Annotated in this window: 11 protein-coding genes; 7 read left to right on the forward strand and 4 right to left on the reverse strand. The window is 32.9% G+C overall.

Going from position 1 to position 18906, the window contains the following annotated elements:
* Window positions 1-37: 37 nt before the first annotated feature.
* Complete coding sequence (locus ACH5TW_RS08580) at window positions 38-2953, reverse strand: TonB-dependent receptor (protein ID WP_439336091.1); 2916 nt, start codon at window positions 2951-2953, stop codon at window positions 38-40.
* Between the two features lie 326 nt (window positions 2954-3279).
* Here ACH5TW_RS08580 and aspS point away from each other — a divergent pair, with 326 nt between their 5' ends.
* The 3 genes from aspS to ACH5TW_RS08595 are packed head-to-tail and all read left to right on the forward strand — an operon-like array spanning window position 3280 to window position 7105.
* Window positions 3280-5034: an aspartate--tRNA ligase gene (gene aspS / locus ACH5TW_RS08585; protein WP_439337502.1), complete on the forward strand. Its 1755-nt coding sequence runs from the start codon at window positions 3280-3282 to the stop codon at window positions 5032-5034.
* A 46-nt stretch (window positions 5035-5080) separates the two neighbouring features.
* Window positions 5081-6868: a chloride channel protein gene (locus ACH5TW_RS08590; RefSeq protein WP_439336092.1), complete on the forward strand. Its 1788-nt coding sequence runs from the start codon at window positions 5081-5083 to the stop codon at window positions 6866-6868.
* Window positions 6869-7105, forward strand: a complete 237-nt coding sequence (locus ACH5TW_RS08595; RefSeq protein ID WP_439336093.1) for a hypothetical protein — start codon at window positions 6869-6871, stop codon at window positions 7103-7105. It abuts the gene before it with no gap.
* A 115-nt stretch (window positions 7106-7220) separates the two neighbouring features.
* On the opposite strand, the gene ACH5TW_RS08600 is transcribed toward ACH5TW_RS08595, so the two are convergent.
* Complete coding sequence (locus tag ACH5TW_RS08600) at window positions 7221-7670, reverse strand: nucleoside deaminase (RefSeq protein ID WP_439336094.1); 450 nt, start codon at window positions 7668-7670, stop codon at window positions 7221-7223.
* Window positions 7671-7758: 88 nt separating this feature from the next.
* Between ACH5TW_RS08600 and ACH5TW_RS08605 the strand changes: the two genes are divergently transcribed.
* Window positions 7759-8748, forward strand: coding sequence for an energy transducer TonB (locus ACH5TW_RS08605; protein WP_439336095.1), 990 nt, complete (start codon window positions 7759-7761; stop codon window positions 8746-8748).
* Between the two features lie 22 nt (window positions 8749-8770).
* The gene (gene dxs, locus ACH5TW_RS08610; protein WP_439336096.1) at window positions 8771-10543 is read left to right on the forward strand and encodes a 1-deoxy-D-xylulose-5-phosphate synthase; all 1773 of its coding nucleotides are present in this window, start codon (window positions 8771-8773) and stop codon (window positions 10541-10543) included.
* Window positions 10544-10577: 34 nt separating this feature from the next.
* Here the strand turns inward: dxs and ACH5TW_RS08615 are convergent, their stop codons facing one another.
* On the reverse strand, window positions 10578-13757 hold the full coding sequence (locus tag ACH5TW_RS08615; RefSeq protein ID WP_439336097.1) for a PA domain-containing protein: 3180 nt from the start codon (window positions 13755-13757) through the stop codon (window positions 10578-10580).
* Window positions 13758-13876: 119 nt separating this feature from the next.
* Window positions 13877-15217, reverse strand: a complete 1341-nt coding sequence (gene dgt, locus ACH5TW_RS08620; protein ID WP_439336098.1) for a dGTP triphosphohydrolase — start codon at window positions 15215-15217, stop codon at window positions 13877-13879.
* 183 nt (window positions 15218-15400) lie between these two features.
* Between dgt and ACH5TW_RS08625 the strand changes: the two genes are divergently transcribed.
* Entirely contained in the window at window positions 15401-15784 is a 384-nt protein-coding gene (locus tag ACH5TW_RS08625; protein WP_439336099.1) for a carboxypeptidase-like regulatory domain-containing protein, read from the forward strand.
* A 276-nt stretch (window positions 15785-16060) separates the two neighbouring features.
* On the forward strand, window positions 16061-18904 hold the full coding sequence (locus ACH5TW_RS08630) for a TonB-dependent receptor (protein ID WP_439336100.1): 2844 nt from the start codon (window positions 16061-16063) through the stop codon (window positions 18902-18904).
* Window positions 18905-18906 lie beyond the last annotated feature (2 nt).

Raw genomic sequence — 18906 nt, forward strand, 5'->3', positions numbered from 1 at the left:
ATTGAAGCCTTTTACATTTCTGTATTTTAAGTAAACACTATAATTTAAAATTTAGCCTCGCAAATAAATAACGTCCTAAATAACCAAATTGAGACGTTCTTCTTGAGTATACAAATTGATCTCCCGAAGTGCCTCCTGGTCTGTTTTCATCAGGGTAAACATCAAATAAATTATTAGCTCCAAGAGTTACAGTTAAATTATCCATTAATGCTGTAGAAATAGTTAAATCAGTTACTAACTTTCCTCCATAAATAGCATCTGCACTAACAGGTGTACCAGCTACTCTTGCATCTCCAGAAAAATCATCTGGGTCTGTAACTTCACCAAAGAAAACATTTCTTAATAAGAAATCCCATTTACCAACATTTACAACATTTGTTAAACTTAACTTAGTTCTTGGTTGAGCTAAAGTTAAAAAGGCTTCTTCTTGCCCATCGAAAAAAGAACCACTCTGTCCTGCTGCAGCAATTTTAGACGGCACTCTAATAGCTTCTACTTCTGTTTCAGAAAAAGTTGCAGATAAATCACTTTGAACTCTAACTTTATCTCCAATATTTCCATTATGAGAAACAACAACCTCAATTCCTTTAGATTTTGTATCAATAGCATTTACAAAAAAACGAGCGCTTGTAGCTCCAGCAGAATCAAAGATACCTTGAAGTTCGGCATTAGTTCCTGCTCCAAAACTTCCACTATACACAATACGATCATCAATATCAATAACGTAAGCATCAGCTGTAATTTTAAAATTCCCAAATTTAGCAGTAGCACCTAAGCTAAAACTTTTAGAAGTTTCTTCTTTAAGCTTTTCAATACCTATTAAATTTGCTGCTCTACTATCGTTTGTAAATGTTCCTTGTTCAAAAGGTTGATTATCTACAAAAACAGTACTCGTTCTACTAAAAAATTGTTGATGCAATGATGGCGCTCTAAAGCCTGTACTATGAGCTCCTCTTAAAGCTACATTTTCGTCTAATTTATAACGCGTTGCTATTTTATAATTAAACGTTTCACCAAAATCTGAAAAACTTTCAAGTCGTCCTGCAACACTTAACAACCAAGCTTCTGTTAAATCGGCTTCTAAATCTACATAAGCAGCTATACTGTTTCTAAATTTATTAGTTGCATTTTTAGGGTCATAACCTCTAAAAACTTGAGCGCCTCCACCAAGTGGTGCACCTGTAAAATTATTAGTAACTAATAAATCGCTAGGAGTAATACTATTTACTGGATTTCCATTAATATCATAACTTGTAAAAGACGCCTCTTCTCCTTCTTCAATACTATAATTTTCAACTTTATATTCAGCTCCAAAAGCTACATTTAATCCATTAAAGATATCTTCATTAAATTTATTAAAGTCTAAATTTGTTGTATTCTGAGAAAAACTTAAAGTACCAGCGTCAAATGAACGTTGTGTTGCTACACCTAATGTTCCGTTACTTGAGTTTCCTACGGTAATACCAAAAGCATTTTGTCCGTATGTATTTGAAAAATCTACATTCCAATCATTAACTTTTCCTCTAATTCCAACAGCTAAAGATTTATCTACAATATCACTTCCAATGTTTGGTAAAAATCCATTTGGAAATGCAGGTGTATTAGCACGTCCATCTCCTTGAGCAGGTCTTCTATAAAAACCAGAAGCCAAACCTTGTCTGTAACTAATACCTCCAAAAGAGTAAATTTCGGCATCATCACTTAATGGAATAGACATATTAGCAAAAAACTTACCTTCTCTAAGTTTAGAAGTTCCAACTTTAAATCTATAATCGGCTCTTGTTTGTCCTCTTGCAGCTAACTCTTGTTCGTCTGCATCAAAACCAAGTAAATCTCTAAACGTAGCAATATCGGCTTCTTGAGTTACATCTAGACCCGAAATTTGTGAAGCTATAGCTGGGTCTAAATAAGATAATGATCCTGCTGCTGTTTGGTAATCTGCTAATGTCATATCTGCTACAACACCTCCGCTTGCTGCGAAAACCCTCTCTGCGCCATGAAAACCTTTAAAAATATCTCCTGAATAATCTTTATTTCTTAAAGCAGGTTGTCTTGTAGATAAAGAACCTGTAAAATTAATAAAACCACCATTATCGCCAATTGGCAATCCATAATTCGCATCAATTTGAACTTTTTCTCCATCACTACCGCCTTCAAAATGATTTGAATTTTCGCTAAAGTTAGCGCCCGTTGTAAGTGTTAAGTCCAATTCGTTTGTTGCTTTCTTTAATACAATATTTATAACACCAGCAATGGCATCCGATCCATATTGTGCCGCAGCCCCATCTCTTAGTACTTCAATTCTTTTAATAGCAGCCGTAGGAATAGAATTCATATCTGTACCAACACTACCAGCACCCACCGTACCATTTGTATTAATTAATGCCGTATTGTGTCTACGTTTCCCATTAATTAATATTAATACTTGATCTGGCCCCAAACCTCTTAATGATGCCGGATCTATATGATCGGTACCATCTGAAACTGTTTGCGTTTGTGATGTAAACGACGGCGCAACATAATTTAAAATTTCATTTACAGAAGTCTGTGCGCCCTTTGATGCTAACTCTGTAACATCAATAACATCAATTGCAACCGGAGTGTCAATTGCTGTTCTACTTGGGTTTCTAGAACCAACCAAAACAACTTCATCTAAAGCAACTCCAGATTTCATTGTAACGTTTAATTTACTCCCAGTTACGGTTAATTCTTGAGTGTCGTACCCTACATAAGAAAACACTAATACATCTCCATTATTCGCACTAAGCGAATAGTTCCCATCAAAATCTGTAATAGTTCCTGTAGTAGTTCCTTTTACAATTACAGAAACACCCGGTAAAGGTTGCGATGTATCATCGATAACAGTACCTGAAACATCTTGAGCATTAATAAAGTTTGATGTTACCATAAACATCAAAAAAAACATTAATTTACATTGTAATAATCTTTTCATAATTAAATAGTTTTGAATTAGTTAAGGCTAAGATATGCATAATTTGAAACAATATTATGCTTGCATATTATTTTTTAATAAAAAAACTATTAATTTTTAATAATATCAATAAAAAAATGCTATTCTTTTTGAGAATAATATAATCAACACTTTAAAGCATTAACAAAGGGGTTTCAAAGAACAAAACCATTTGATTTAGTTATATAATAAATCAAAAAAATAAAAAATGATTTTCTATTTCTAGTTTATAGAAAATGAGTAAAAAAAACATGAAAAAATTTGAACTCCATTCTATTTCACTAAATTTGCACTTCAATTTTACAACAATGTACAGAAGTCATAATTGTGGCGAATTAACAGCTACAAATATTAATACAGAAGTAACCCTTTCTGGGTGGGTTCAAAAATCAAGAGATAAAGGTTTTATTGTTTGGGTAGATTTACGTGACCGCTACGGCATTACGCAACTTGTTTTTGACGAAGAACGCACCTCAAAAGACATGATGGAACAAGCTCAAAACTTAGGTCGTGAGTTTGTTATTCAAGTTAAAGGAACCGTTATTGAACGTGCTTCAAAAAACCCTAAGATTCCAACAGGAGATATAGAAATATTAGTTTCAGAATTAACCATTTTAAATGAAGCTTTACTTCCTCCTTTTACTATTGAAGACAAAACCGATGGAGGTGAAGATATACGTATGAAATATCGTTATTTAGATATTCGCCGTAATCCTGTAAAAGACAGCTTAATTTTCAGATCGAAAGTGTCTCAAGAAGTTCGAAACTATTTATCTAAAGAAGATTTTATAGAGGTAGAAACTCCTTATTTAATAAAATCAACCCCAGAAGGCGCCAGAGATTTTGTAGTACCTTCTAGAATGAATGAAGGTCAGTTTTACGCATTACCACAATCACCACAAACCTTCAAACAATTGTTGATGGTTGGTGGCATGGATAAATATTTTCAGATTGTAAAATGCTTTAGAGATGAAGATTTACGTGCCGACAGACAGCCAGAGTTTACACAAATTGATTGTGAAATGGCATTTGTTGAGCAAGAAGATATTTTAAATGTTTTTGAAGGCTTAACGCGTCACTTACTAAAAGAAGTAAATGGTGTAGAGGTTGAAAAATTCCCAAGAATGCTGTATGATGACGCTATGCGTTTATATGGTAATGACAAACCAGACATTCGTTTTGGAATGGAATTTGGCGAACTAAACGCCGTTACACAACATAAAGAGTTTGGTGTTTTTAACAATGCTGAATTAGTAGTTGGAATAGCAGTTCCTAGCGGAAATAGTTATACCAGAAAAGAAATTGATAAATTAATTGATTGGGTAAAGCGTCCACAAGTTGGTGCTTTAGGCATGATTTATTCAAGATGTAATGATGATGGTTCTTTTAAATCTTCCGTAGATAAATTTTACAATCAAGACGATTTAGCAAAATGGGCAGACATTACAGGTGCAAAACCTGGAGATTTAGTTTGTGTGCTTTCTGGCGATAAAAACAAAGTAAGAGCACAATTAAGTGCCTTACGTATGGAATTAGCAGAACGTTTAGGGTTAAGAGATCCTAAAGTATTTGCTCCGTTATGGGTAATAGACTTTCCTTTATTAGAATTAGATGAAGAAACAGGACATTACCATGCGATGCATCATCCTTTTACATCTCCAAAACCAGGACAATTAGAATTATTAGATACAAATCCAGGAGACGTAAAAGCTAATGCATACGATTTAGTTTTAAACGGAAATGAAATAGGTGGTGGTTCTATAAGAATTCACGATAAAGAAACACAAGCCATTATGTTTAAACATTTAGGCTTTACCGAAGAAGAAGCAAAAGCACAATTTGGCTTTTTAATGGATGCCTTTCAATATGGCGCACCACCACACGGCGGTTTAGCTTTTGGATTAGATAGACTCGTTGCTATTTTAGGCGGACAAGAAACCATCCGTGATTTTATTGCGTTTCCAAAAAATAATTCAGGACGCGATGTTATGATTGATGCGCCTGCTCCTATTGACGATGAACAATTAACAGAATTAAGTTTAAAACTTAATTTAAAATCATAAAAATTAAAAAATCCTGCATAAGCAGGATTTTTTAGTAAATTTAAACATGCCTTTTAATTCTAAAAGCCTTTTACGAAAATTTTTAATCTGGAAATACAAACATATTTCCGAACTTCAATTTGTTTACATCCTTAGTATTCTAGTTGGATTTTTAGCAGGTTTAGGGACAGTAACACTCAAAAATATAACCCATTACATCCGGTTACTCTTTGATTTAAACTTTTTTAAAAATCACCAAAATACGTTCTACTTTATTTTTCCAATTATTGGGTTACTACTCGTTTATATCATAAAGCAAACGTGGTTAAAAAAACATATTGGGCATGGTATTTCATCAACATTACATGCTATTTCAAAACTAAATGGTATTATTCCCAGATATAATATATACGCCTCATTAATTACGGCGCCATTAACTGCCGGTTTTGGTGGTTCTGTTGGTTTACAAGGTCCTGCAGTTAGTTTAGGTTCAGCTCTAGGCTCAAACGCAGCTCAGTTATTCCATATGAACACAAAAACACGCATGCTATTAATTGGCTGCGCTACTGCTGGTGCTATGGCATCTATGTTTAAAGCGCCTATTGCAGCTATTATTTTTGCAGTAGAAATTTTTAGTTTAGATATTGCGTTCACTTCCTTAGTCCCGCTTTTATTAGCTTCTATTTCGGCAGTTGTAACCTCCTATATGTTTTTAGGAACCGATATATTACTTAATTTTAAATTAACTGATAAATTTGAAGTTAACGATATCGCCTTTTATATCCTTTTAGGACTCATGACTGCCATAGCTTCTGTATATTTTTCAAAAGTATTTTTTGGTATTACCAATTTTTTCAAACAATTTGAAAGTCGGGCTTTACGATTATTAATCGGAGGTGTCGCCATAGGCACCATGCTTTATTTTATCCCTCCATTATATGGTGAAGGTTACGGTATTATGAACAACCTGCTAAAAGGAGACCATCTAGCAGCTATTGGAAACACACCTTTTCAGTTAGATTTATCAAACATCTGGATTGTTATTGCTTTACTACTTGGCATCGCAATATTTAAGGCCATTGCCATGACAACTACTTTTGGAGCTGGTGGTGTAGGAGGCGTCTTTATTCCAACATTGGTTATGGGAAGCGCTTTAGGTAATGCCTTTGCTAAAATAATTAATAACCTAGGTTTAGATTTTAATGTTTCAGAATCTAATTTTACATTAATAGGAATGACAGGATTAATGGCTGGCGTACTGCACGCACCATTAACAGCTATTTTCCTAATTGCAGAAATAACAGGCGGTTACGAGTTGTTTGTTCCTTTAATGCTCGTATCGGCCATATCATTTTCTATAACAAAGTATTATGTATCTCATTCTATATACACGCTGAAATTAGCCGAACGCGGCGAATTAATAACACACGATAAAGACCAGAATGTGCTCATGGTTCTAGATATTGATAAAGTTATTGAAACCAATTTTGTTATTTTAAAACCAGAGATGCTACTTGGAGATATTTTAAAAAACGCCGTTTCAAAATCTTCTAGAAATCATTTCCCTGTGGTAAATGATGAACACGAATTTTTAGGCGTTATTAGACTTGATGATGTTAGACATATGATGTTTAATTCAGAGCTATACGATAAAGTAGATGCCGCAAGTCTTATGCATGCAGATGCGGGCATTATTGATTACGACAACGATTCTATGAACCAAATTATGGATAAATTTAAAACTAGTGGCGCATGGAATTTACCGGTTATAAAAAACGGCAAATATTTTGGTTACATTTCAAAATCTAAACTACTAACCGCATACCGTCGCCAATTAATTAATTTCACTAAATAAATGAAATACCTCATTTTATTATTAGCTATTGCAACATTTACAAGTATTATTTTAGGCTTTACTATAAATTTAGAATACTCACAAAAACTTATTGGATTTGGCGTAGTCGGTCTTTTCCTAATAGTATTTCCACTATTCGCATATTACCGCTGGAAAGGCAAAGACATTAAAGATTATATGCTAACAAAAGAAAATTTAGATAAAATGCGAGAACGAGAAGGCGATAATCGTAAGTGATTTTTTTGGTGTTCCCTTTCAGGTCGCGCTTTACACTGCAATCTTTTTGCTCGTACCTCACAAAAAGGATTTCCGTTGCAATCGCTAACACGGAAATGTCTGCCAAATACAGTCCTTAATTTAAATTGCGCTTTTCTATAAAAAACCGTTTTAAAAGCGCCGAAGCTTCTTCAGCCATCACACCACCTTTAATAATTGTTTTAGGATGTAGTTTCGTATTCAAATTAATACAACCTCGTGCTTCATCTCTAGCACCATAAACAATATTAGAAATCTGACTCCAATACAAAGCGCCTGCACACATTTGACAAGGTTCTAAAGTAACATATAGCGTACATTGTTTAAGATATTTTCCACCTAAAAAATTAGCAGCAGCGGTAATGGCTTGCATTTCGGCATGTGCCGTCACATCATTTAAAGTTTCAGTTAAATTATGTCCGCGTGCAATAATTCTATTATCAATAACAACAACAGCACCCACAGGAATTTCTCCTTTATCTAAAGCAGCCTCAGCTTCATTTAGGGCTTTTTTCATAAAATAGGTGTCATCAAAAGGTTCTATCATAATAGCAAAAATACAATTTCAGATTCTTTATTAAGGTTTCGGCAGGAAATTTGATGCCTATATAGCCTAAACTTCTCATTATAAACACATGAAAAACTACTATTCAATTTCAATACCAGAACCTTGCCACGAAGATTGGAATAAAATGACACAAAAAGATAAAGGTAGATTTTGTAATTCTTGTGTTAAAACAGTGGTCGATTTCACAAAAATGAACACTTACGAAATTCAAAATTTTATAAACGACAATAAAAACAATCGTATCTGCGGGCACTTTAAACAAAGTCAATTAGATAGCATTAATATCTATATTCCATCAAAGTTTTTAGAGCAACGTCAAAATTTTCATAAAACCTTTCTATTAGCTTTACTTATTGTAATGGGAACCACTTTAATGAACTGCACCAATAAAAATGGGAACAAACAGAAAATAGACAGTATTGAAGTTATAGATACTTTAAATAACAATAGAATTGATATACTTGGTGGTATTGGAGAAATAACAGAAATAGATTCTCTTCAAAAAAAATCTTGTAAAACAAAACCTAAAAAGGAAACAATTATTGACATAGTAACTGATGGGGAATTAGTTATTGAAACTGTTGGAGATATTGAAATTGTAGAAGAACAAATAATTAGTAAAGATTCATTAGATATTCCTGAAATACCCGAAGTTGAAATTATGGGAGACATAATCTCAGAAGATGAAATTGAACAAGAAATCGTTTTCGGAATGACGGTCGTTGAAACTCCTCCAGAATTTAAGGACACTCCTAAAAACTTATCAATAAAAGAAAAAAGAGATTATTTTTCAAAACGAATATCAAAGATTGTTTCAAAAAACTTCAATACAGCTATTTGTTTAGATTTAAAAGGCAAACAAAAAGTTTACACAAAATTTAAAATTGATAAAAATGGAAATATAATAGGTATCAAAGCCAGAGCACCTCACACGTTATTTGAAGAAGAAGCAAAACGTGTTCTTAAACTTTTACCAAAACTTATTCCTGCTAAACAAAAAGGAGAACCTGTTGAGATAGTTTATTATTTACCCATTATTTTTCAAATAGAAGAATAATAAAAACTTGTACTTTTGCTTCGTGCAAAAATCCTTTTTAAAACATATCAATTCTCCCAAAGAACTTCGTCTTTTAAAGCTAGAAGAATTACCACTACTTGCCAAAGAATTACGTGAGTTCATCATTAATATTATCGCCACCAAAGAAGGTCATTTAGGCGCTAGTTTGGGTGTGGTTGAATTAACCATTGCACTACATTATGTTTTTAACACCCCAGACGATCAACTTATTTGGGATGTGGGACATCAAGCTTACGGACATAAAATATTAACTGGTAGAAAAGATGATTTTCATACCAACAGACAAATAGACGGCATAAGTGGTTTCCCTAAACGCGATGAAAGCATATATGATGCCTTTGGTGTTGGGCATGCCTCAACCTCTATTTCGGCAGCATTGGGTATGGCAATTGCTTCTAAATTAAAAGGAGAAACAGAAAAACAACATATTGCTGTTATTGGTGATGCTAGTATTGCTGGCGGTATGGCTTTTGAAGGCTTAAACCATGCCGGTGTTACAGATGCTAATTTACTAGTGATTTTAAATGATAATGCCATTGGTATTGACCCAAGTGTTGGAGCTTTAAAACAATATTTAACCAACGTTAAAAAAGGGATTCAGAGAAAAAACAATATTATCAAAGCCTTAAATTTCGATTATTCGGGTCCTATTGACGGTCATGATATTGACAAAGTTATTTCGGAACTTGAACGCTTAAAATCGATTAAAGGTCCGAAGTTTTTACATATAATAACAACCAAAGGCAAAGGCTTAAAACAAGCCGAAGAAGATCAAGTAAAATACCATGCACCTGGAAAATTTAATGCGTCTACTGGCGATATTATTTCGAAAACACCTTCTGAATTCACAAAGTATCAAGATGTTTTTGGGCATACTATAGTAGAACTTGCTAAACAAAACAAACGTATTGTTGGTATTACACCCGCAATGCCTACAGGAAGTTCGTTAAAACATATGATGACAGAAATGCCAGAGCGTGCTTTTGATGTTGGTATTGCTGAACAACATGCGGTAACTTTAGCTGCAGGTATGGCAACGCAAGGTTTAACGCCGTTTTGCAACATCTATTCTACGTTTTTACAACGGGCTTACGACCAAATAATTCATGATGTTGCTATTCAAAAACTACCCGTTATTTTTTGTTTAGACCGTGCTGGGTTGGTTGGTGAAGATGGTGCCACACATCATGGTGTGTACGATTTAAGTTTTTTAAGATGTATTCCTAATTTGATGATTTTTGCACCTAGAAATGAAATTGAATTAAGAAACATTATGTACACAGCGCAATTAGGATTAGAACAACCTATTGCGATTCGTTACCCTAGAGGGCGAGGTATTACTATTGATTGGAAACAACCATTTTCTGAAATAGAAATTGGTAAAGGCATTCAGCTTAAAGAAGGAAAGAATCTAGCTATTTTAAGTATTGGAACTATGTCTAAAAATGTTTCGGAAGCAATTTTGAATATGGATGTATCTCATTATGATATGCGTTTTGTGAAGCCTTTAGATGAAATATTACTTCATACTATTTTTGAAAAACATAACACTATTATTACTGTTGAAGATAATAGTATAAAAGGTGGTTTTGGAACGGCTGTTTTAGAGTTTGCTGCTGAACATAATTATAAAAACACTATAAAGACATTAGGAATTCCTGATGTATTTATTGAACACGGGAAGGTTGATGAACTTCAAAAACGAATAGGTTTGGATGTTGAAAACCTTAGTAACTACATAAGGAATTTGCATAAAAAAAAGGGAAGTGTTTAGTTTCCCTTTTTTTTATGCAAATTAAGTTTATTATTTACTCAATAACTATCTTATGAGTTGATTGCTTATTTTCAGAATTAAATTGAACAATATACAATCCGCTTGATGCTTTAAGTGAAATATCTTGTGTTTGGTTTTTATTAAAATCAATCTTAGATTTAAAAACCTCTCTCCCATTCATATCAAAAACACTTAACAACCCATTTCTAATTTCATTGCTGGCTGAAATTTTAAATTTCCCAGAAGACACTGTTGGATAGACTTTAACTAAATCCTTAAAAGTATTATCATTTACTGATAAAGAACTTGCATCTGCAGTAAATTCACCTGTAAAAATACCTCTTCCATAAGTTGTTGCCATTACTGTATTATCTGATGTTCTTAAATCAAAACTAGTAACAATAACATCTTTCATTCCGTTTTGAGATTGGTACCAATTAGGACTAATATCATTAAAATTGAAAGTCCCCCAAACCCCTAGGTCTGTAGCGATTATTACCTCACTTGTATTTAATGGATTAGCTAATATTGCTCTTACAGGAACATCTGGCAAATCGCCTTCTTTATTTTGCCATGTTGTACCTCCATCTGAAGTATAGAATACACTAGTAACTCCATAGTTATAGAAAGTGATATATATTTCTAAATCGGTAGCACCTAAATTAATTGAAGAAATACTACCCAAAAAATCGCCTCCAGTAATATCTTCCCATGTTTCAGTGCCATTGGCATTTGTTATTTTTAACAACTTACCTGTTTCAGTTCCTACAAATAATGTTTGTGAAGTATTCGTAGAAGATTTAAAAGCGGTAGGAGAAGAATCTAACAATGCATTACTTATTGTGCTAGATGTTGAACGATTAACTAATACTCTGTATCTATTTATTTGATAGGTTGTTGTAGGCTCAAAAATTGTTCCATCAGAAAAAAGATAATTTGTTTCACTATCTAAGTCCGCAGGGTTAATAAATTGCCCTCCAGCACCTGTCCCTTCAATTGTATAGCCACTTGTTACACCAGTAGCATAATCACGGTAATAATAATTACCATTTTGTGTAGAGGTTATAATATACTGGTTATCTTTATCAATAAACACATACGTTCCATCACCACCTGTAGGCGATGAAGATTCGTTTATACCTGCAGCAGCATTATTTATAAATTGTGACCCATTATCTTGAGCTCCAGCTAAAAACTTCACATTAGCTACTTCCTGTCCTATTGAACCATGATAAAATTGTAACGTATTATAATTTTTATTTCTGGCAGTTATAGATGGTGTTCCTGATAATGAAGTGGCATAATATACACCTCCATCATTTCCATTTACAGCTTTTGTTGGATCAGATGGATCAAAAACAAAAGCATGATGGTCAGGATGAACCTCACTCAAACCTGTACTAGAATAATATTCTGCAATTTGTACCCAAGTATTTCCTGAATCAGACGACCTAAAAAGATCAATTCCTCCTGCATAGACAATAGCATCATTTGTTGGGTCTACCTCTATAGTTAAATTATAATACCCTTGTCCATTTGTAAAATCATTTTGATCAATCCCTGTATCAAGATCTACAGGTAAAGGTAAATTCGTTGTTGTTGCAAAAGCATCATCCGTATGTATAATTTTAACCGGAGCAGTTTCTGATAAAGTTTCAGCTAAAACATATAAAGTTGATGCATTTGTTCCTGAAACTGCAATTTCTGTACGCTGACCAGAAGGAACTTTATACTTCAGTGTAAAATTAACACCATCAGAAGATGATAAAATCTCACCTCCACCATCTGTAAAAACATCTGTGGTTGCAGCAACCCAAACGGTATTATCTGCACTTATTTCTATATCATTTGGTTGAAGTTGATAATCATTACTGTTTGAAGAAGATAATAATGGTATTTTAGACCAATTAGAACCACTATTTGTAGATTTATACAAACCAAATTCTTCTGGTCCTAATAAAACACTTGGACTTGCTTTTCCATAAAAAGAAGAACCAGCAGCTACATAAACTTCACTATTTCCGCCTCCAATATCTCTAACTATTACATCATTTATATGTTGTACTCCAGATCTTGCAGTGTAACCAGAGTAATTTGCATAACCATTTATAGAAACATTTACACCACTTCCTAATTGGTCAATAATAGTTTGTCCGTCTTCCATTGATAGCATTAAAGAAGGAATTGTTACCGAATCTCCTTGCGCACCTGCAGACATTATACTCGGACCACCAGCAACATTATTAACAACAATAACTGCGACTGCTCCTGCATTTTGAGCATTCAATACTTTTTGTGAAAAATCACAAGTTCCTCTATATAAAATAGCTATATTTCCATTAATAGCTCCTGCATTTACAAAAGCATTACAAGCTTCATTAGGTGCAGCAGTACCATCATCGGCAAGGACTAAGCTTCCTGATATTGGTGTTAAGCTTTCACCAAAAGCGGCTCTAATTCCAAAATAATCGCCAGCAATACCAGATGGACTATTAACTGCTACTCTTGCACTGCTTGGATTAAAAGACCCTGGAATTACAGCAGTATTTCCATTAGGTCCTCCAAAAACTTTAGACCAGCTTGTACCTCCATTTGTAGATTTCCATACTCCATTACCATTTACACTACCTTGAACATACGATTCTCCTGTTCCTACATAAAAAACCATTGGATTGTTTGGATCATAAGTTATACAAGAAATAGCTAGGTTATTAGGGATATCAACTTCCGACCAAGGAGAAAGAGAAGATGTTATATCATTATTTACCCATAAACCACCGCTAACACCTCCAGCGAATACTCTTTTATTTGTAGCATCATTCGGATCAAACATTATAGCTCTAGTTCGTCCTCCTACATTATCCGGACCTCTTTCTTCCCAGTTATTTAATTTTTCACCTGGTACTTTTGAAAATGAAGCTTGTTCTTTTAGTTTTTCTTGAAGTTGAAATAGTTTTTCAGGCTCTGGTGCTCCAATTGCAGGGTTCATTGTAAGATCCCACATTCTTTCTGAATACTTATTAGGAGGTAATCTTTTTGCTTTTCTTTCTTTTTTTGAAAGCATTAAAGTCTCCTTAAATGGGCTGTTTTTTAAAAATTCTTGATGCTGTATTCTTAACTCAGCAATATTATTTGATTCTTCTGACCTACTAAGAAATAAGACAATAGTTAATACAAATAACACCCCTAAAAAGGAAAATAATATCTTTCTCATGTTGCTTTTTTTATTTACCAAATATACATTTTTAGCAATAAAAAATTAAAATTTTTTAAAAATTTACAACAAACACTTACATTTTTAAATGTTTATACAAATTTACATTCCACTTTGTATCAAATACTTATTCCTTTTATTTTCTTATAATCTAAAATAGCTTTGCTGTCTGACAACAAGGACACATAATAACACACACTAGATAAACGTTCGTACAAGCTATTACTGTTAGTGTTTATAGACTTTGGCAAACCTTTTATAATGAGTTTGTCGTAATTGGAAGCGGTATTATTAAAACAATTATTCACAGCATTGGTATAGGTGCTTAACAGCGTATTTATAACGCCGTAGCCAGCAATTTCTTTATCGACCACCTCGGTAGACTGGTATATGTTTTCGATACTAATTTTTAGAATATCGTTTATTTGTGCTTCGTATTTACTTTTATCGAGTAAAGCACAATCGAACTCACCTTTTAAGATAGCATCTTCGTGCTGCATAAAAATTTCGACAGCCTCGTTTATTAGGGTTCCAATAGCAAGAGCTCGTAAATACCCAATACGGTCTTGTTTGGTAGAAAGTGCATAATAGTTTTCGGGTTTAATGGTGTCTCTTATTATTTTAGATAAATATTCTAGGGCAAATTCTTCTTGAATGAGTCCTAGGTTAATACCATCTTCAAAATCGATGATGGTATAACAAATATCGTCAGCCGCTTCTACTAAAAAAGCTAACGGATGACGTGCATAACTAATATCCTTTTCACTTCGTTTTGATAAACCTAGTTCGTTTGCTATATCTATATAAGCATCTTTTTCACTTTGAAAAAAGCCATATTTTTTATCGGCAATATGTGTTGTTGGTTTTTTAGGCAAGGACTCTTTAGGGTATTTTGTAAAAGCTCCTAGTGTTGCGTAACTTAAACGCAATCCGCCTTCGCGTCCTGCTCTACTTTCGGTTAAAATTTTAAAGCCGTTTGCATTCCCTTCAAAATCGCATAAATCTTGATATTCTTTATCTGTTAATTTTGCTTTATATTGGCTTCCTGATCCTGTTTTAAAAAACTCACCAATGGCTTTTTCTCCTGAATGTCCGAAGGGTGGGTTTCCAATATCGTGTGCTAAAGCCGCTGCAGCAACAATAGCTCCAAAATCGTTTGCTTGATACCCAAGAGCACTTTGTAAATGCGGATGTTTTTCTAATAATTTTTTTCCAACCAATCGCCCTAGAGAACGCCCTACAACACTAACTTCTAAACTATGAGTTAAGCGCGTATGCACAAAATCGGTTTGAGATAATGGAATAACCTGCGTTTTATCTTGTAAACTTCTAAACTCTGACGAAAAAATAATTCTATCATAATCAACTTCAAATCCTAAACGTGTTTCGTCTTGTTCTTTTCTAATACGTTTATTGGTATCGCCAAAACGTTTTAAAGATAATAGTTGTTCCCAGTTCATAGTAAATTATTAAGAGTTGCAATATAATAAAGCCTTGCTTTAAAATTTAACTTAAACAATCAAAATTTAAATACCGACCAGTTAACATTAAGGTAACATTTTAATTATAAACCATTAACCTTTTGGTAACACACACCTATTTATTAATCTTTTTCTTTGTTGTGTTGTTTATTAGCATATTACATGAAACATTTATTATACATTTCTATATTTCTTATTACTGCTTTTTCTTTTGGGCAAAACACAGGTTTAGTTGTTGGTAAAGTACTAGATAAAGAAATGAATGACGCTCCTTTAGTACTTGCTAATGTTTCTATTAAAGGGACTTCTATAAAATCTGAAACAGACTTAACAGGTTTATTTGTTATTGAAAATTTAGAAGCCGGAGATTATACTTTAGTTTGTAGCTTTGTTGGTTATGAATCTCAAGAAATGAACATTCATGTTGATTCTATGAATCCTGCAGAAGTAAAATTATCGTTAGCTGCTAGCAGCATTTCTTTAGACGATTTAGCTCTAGTTATGGCAAGTGCAGACTCTGACACTAAAACAAGTTCTGCTCAATAAGCAAGTTAATTCATAACTTTTATTCTTAGTTGTTTTTAAGTCTACAGAAAAATATAATTCATTTTCTAGATATACTTTTACGCTCTTTACTTTCCTAACATCTTGTATTAAAAATCATTTTCGATTCTTAATGTTAATTAATTGTAACCAACAGGTAAATCAAGCAACATTTAGATAACATTTATCTAACACTTTTATTACAGTTCTTTAATCTACAGGTAACACTCTTTTTACAATGCTGTGGTTTCTTTGCACCAAGAAATTACAAAAAAACTAATGAAAAAATTTATACTATTATTTATACTGTTTACTGCAACATTAACGTATGCTCAAAACACGGGTTCTGTAACAGGAACACTAACAGATAAAGAATATAACAATGAACCACTTGCCTTTGCTAATGTTTTAATTAAAGGTACAACAACAGGAACAACTTCAGACTTTGATGGCTTATATAGTTTTGAAAATCTTGACGCTGGAGATTACACTTTAGTATATAGTTTTGTAGGCTACGAAACTCAAGAAATTACTGTAACAATAGTTGCCGGAAAAGCAATAGAGGTTAATGTATCAATGGCTGCAAGTGCTGCGTCTTTAGATGAAGTTGTTATAACAACTACGACTAAAAGAGAAAGTGAAACGGCTTTATTATTAGAACAAAAGAAAGCTGTTGAAATTAAACAAAGTATTGGAGCTGTAGAATTATCTAAAAAAGGAATTAGTGATGCAGCAGGAGCTGTTGCTAAAATTTCTGGAGTATCAAAACAAGAAGGTTCTAGTAATGTTTATGTACGTGGTTTAGGTGATAGATACCTAAATACTACAATGAATGGTTTATCATTACCATCTAACGATGTAAGTAAAAAGAATATTGATTTAAATTTATTTGCTTCAGATGTTATTGAAAACGTATCGATAAGCAAAGCCTATTCTTCAAAGTTTTATGCCGATTTTGCTGCAGGAAATGTAGATATCTCTTCAAAAGACTATTCGGGTTCTGGTTTCTTTGATTTTGGAATTGGATCTGAAATAAACACAAATGCTGTTGGAAAAGACTTTGTAAGAAGCGAAGGTACTGGTCACTTTGGATTTTACAATAGATATGAGCACAATCCATTTGCTGTAATACTATCTCATGGTTTCGATCCTGTAGATGCTGGAGCTCCAATAAACACAAATTTTGGTGGATCTTTTGGAAAGTCATTTGATTTTAAAAACGGATCTAAACTTAGCTTTTATGGTACAGGATCTTTTGAAAACGATTATCAATACAGAAAAGGATCTTCAATAGATTACACCAATGTAGAGAAAAAAGCTTTTGAACAAGCTGAAGAGTTTGAGTACGGAACAACAACAACCGCTATGGCTTCTATTATTTACAAAATAGATACTAGTAACACCATTAAATTTAATTCGTTATTTGTTAATAGTTCATCAGATAAAGTTGGATATTTTGGTATTGATGGTAAAGGAAGAAATAGAGATGCTATTGCCAATACAGACGAAGGCTTTTACCAACAAAACATTCAATTTAATGAAAACTTAATTTATGTTAACCAACTTATTGGAAAACATAGATTTGATAAAATAGATGTTGATTGGGGATTTGGTCACAACTTTGTTGATGCACATGAACCAGACAGAAAACGTTTAAGTTTTGAAAATTATCAATTTGCTTTAGATAACGACCCTGCTACAAACCCTATTTTTTATAGTAATGTAGATTTTGACAACCAACGTTATTTTCAGAATATTCAAGATGAAGAATTAAACGGTCGTTTAAACTTAGCTTTCAAAGCATCAGAAAAAACTAAAATAAATGTTGGATATAACGCTAGAACAAAAGAACGTCGTTTTGACAATATTAGATACGGTTATGATATTATAGACAACAGTGGTATTGAAAACGTTAATAATTTAAACAGCTTTTTTACCCTAGATAATTTAAACCTTACTAGTAATGAAGGTACATACGAAATAAAAGTTATAAAACCTGCACCAACTTTAAGTAACACTAACAGACCTGGTTTATCTGAAAACACGTATAAAGGAAAATTAGATATATATGCAGGTTATTTAAATGCCGAAGTTAATTTAGGCGAAAAATGGTTAGTAATTCCAGGTTTAAGATTAGAATCTTTCCAACAATATATTGAATACGATGTTATTAATTTAGGTGTAAATGGTAACAGTAGTGTAGCCGCATCAGATGTATTGTATTTACCTAGCTTAAGTATTAAACATGCTTTAAACGACGATCAAAACTTACGTTTTTCTGCAAGTCAAACTATTTCATTACCAGAATTTAAAGAAGTTGCTCCTTTTGTTTACGAAAGTGTATCACAACGTATTGGTGGTAACCCGGATTTATTAGGGCAGAAAGAAGGAGAAACTTATACAAATGTAAAAGACGTGTCTTATTCAAAAATTTTAAACCTCGATTTAAAATACGAATGGTTTGTAACAAAATCTGAATTAATTGCGATAAGTGCATTCTACAAACAAATAGAAGACCCTATTAACCAAATTGTAGCATTTGATGCAACAGGAACACAACGTTTCTTTAGAACAGGAAATAAAGCTCAAATATATGGTATTGAAGCTGAAGTTAGAAAAAACATTATCACTAATGAAGATGATGAAACAGAACTTTCATTTGGCATTAATGCTACATACATGCATACCGAACAAGATTTATATTCTGATATAGTTGGTAGTAACTTTAATGTAAGTTTTGTTGAAGAGAAAGAAGAGTTACAAGGAGCTTCTCCACTAATTGTTAATGCAGACATTAGCTATTCTCCTAAATCTTTTGAAAACTATAAACCTATTGCAACTTTAGCTTTCTCTTATTTTTCAGATAGAATTGATGCTTTAGGCTCTGGACAATTAGGTAATGTTATAGAAAAAGGTATTCCAACTTTAGACTTCATATTTAAAAACACCATAGGTAAAAAATTTGAAATTAATCTAGCTGCTAAAAACCTTTTAAATCCAAGTATAAAATACATAAGGGAAACTACTCAAGGTGATATTATTGTAACATCTCCAAACGGAAAAGATGTTTCTAATTATAAAAAAGGAATGAATATAGGATTACAATTAAAATATAAATTTTAAAC

This window comes from Thalassobellus sediminis, from assembly GCF_044386045.1.
In the GTDB taxonomy this organism is placed as follows: Bacteria; Bacteroidota; Bacteroidia; order Flavobacteriales; family Flavobacteriaceae; genus Thalassobellus; species Thalassobellus sediminis.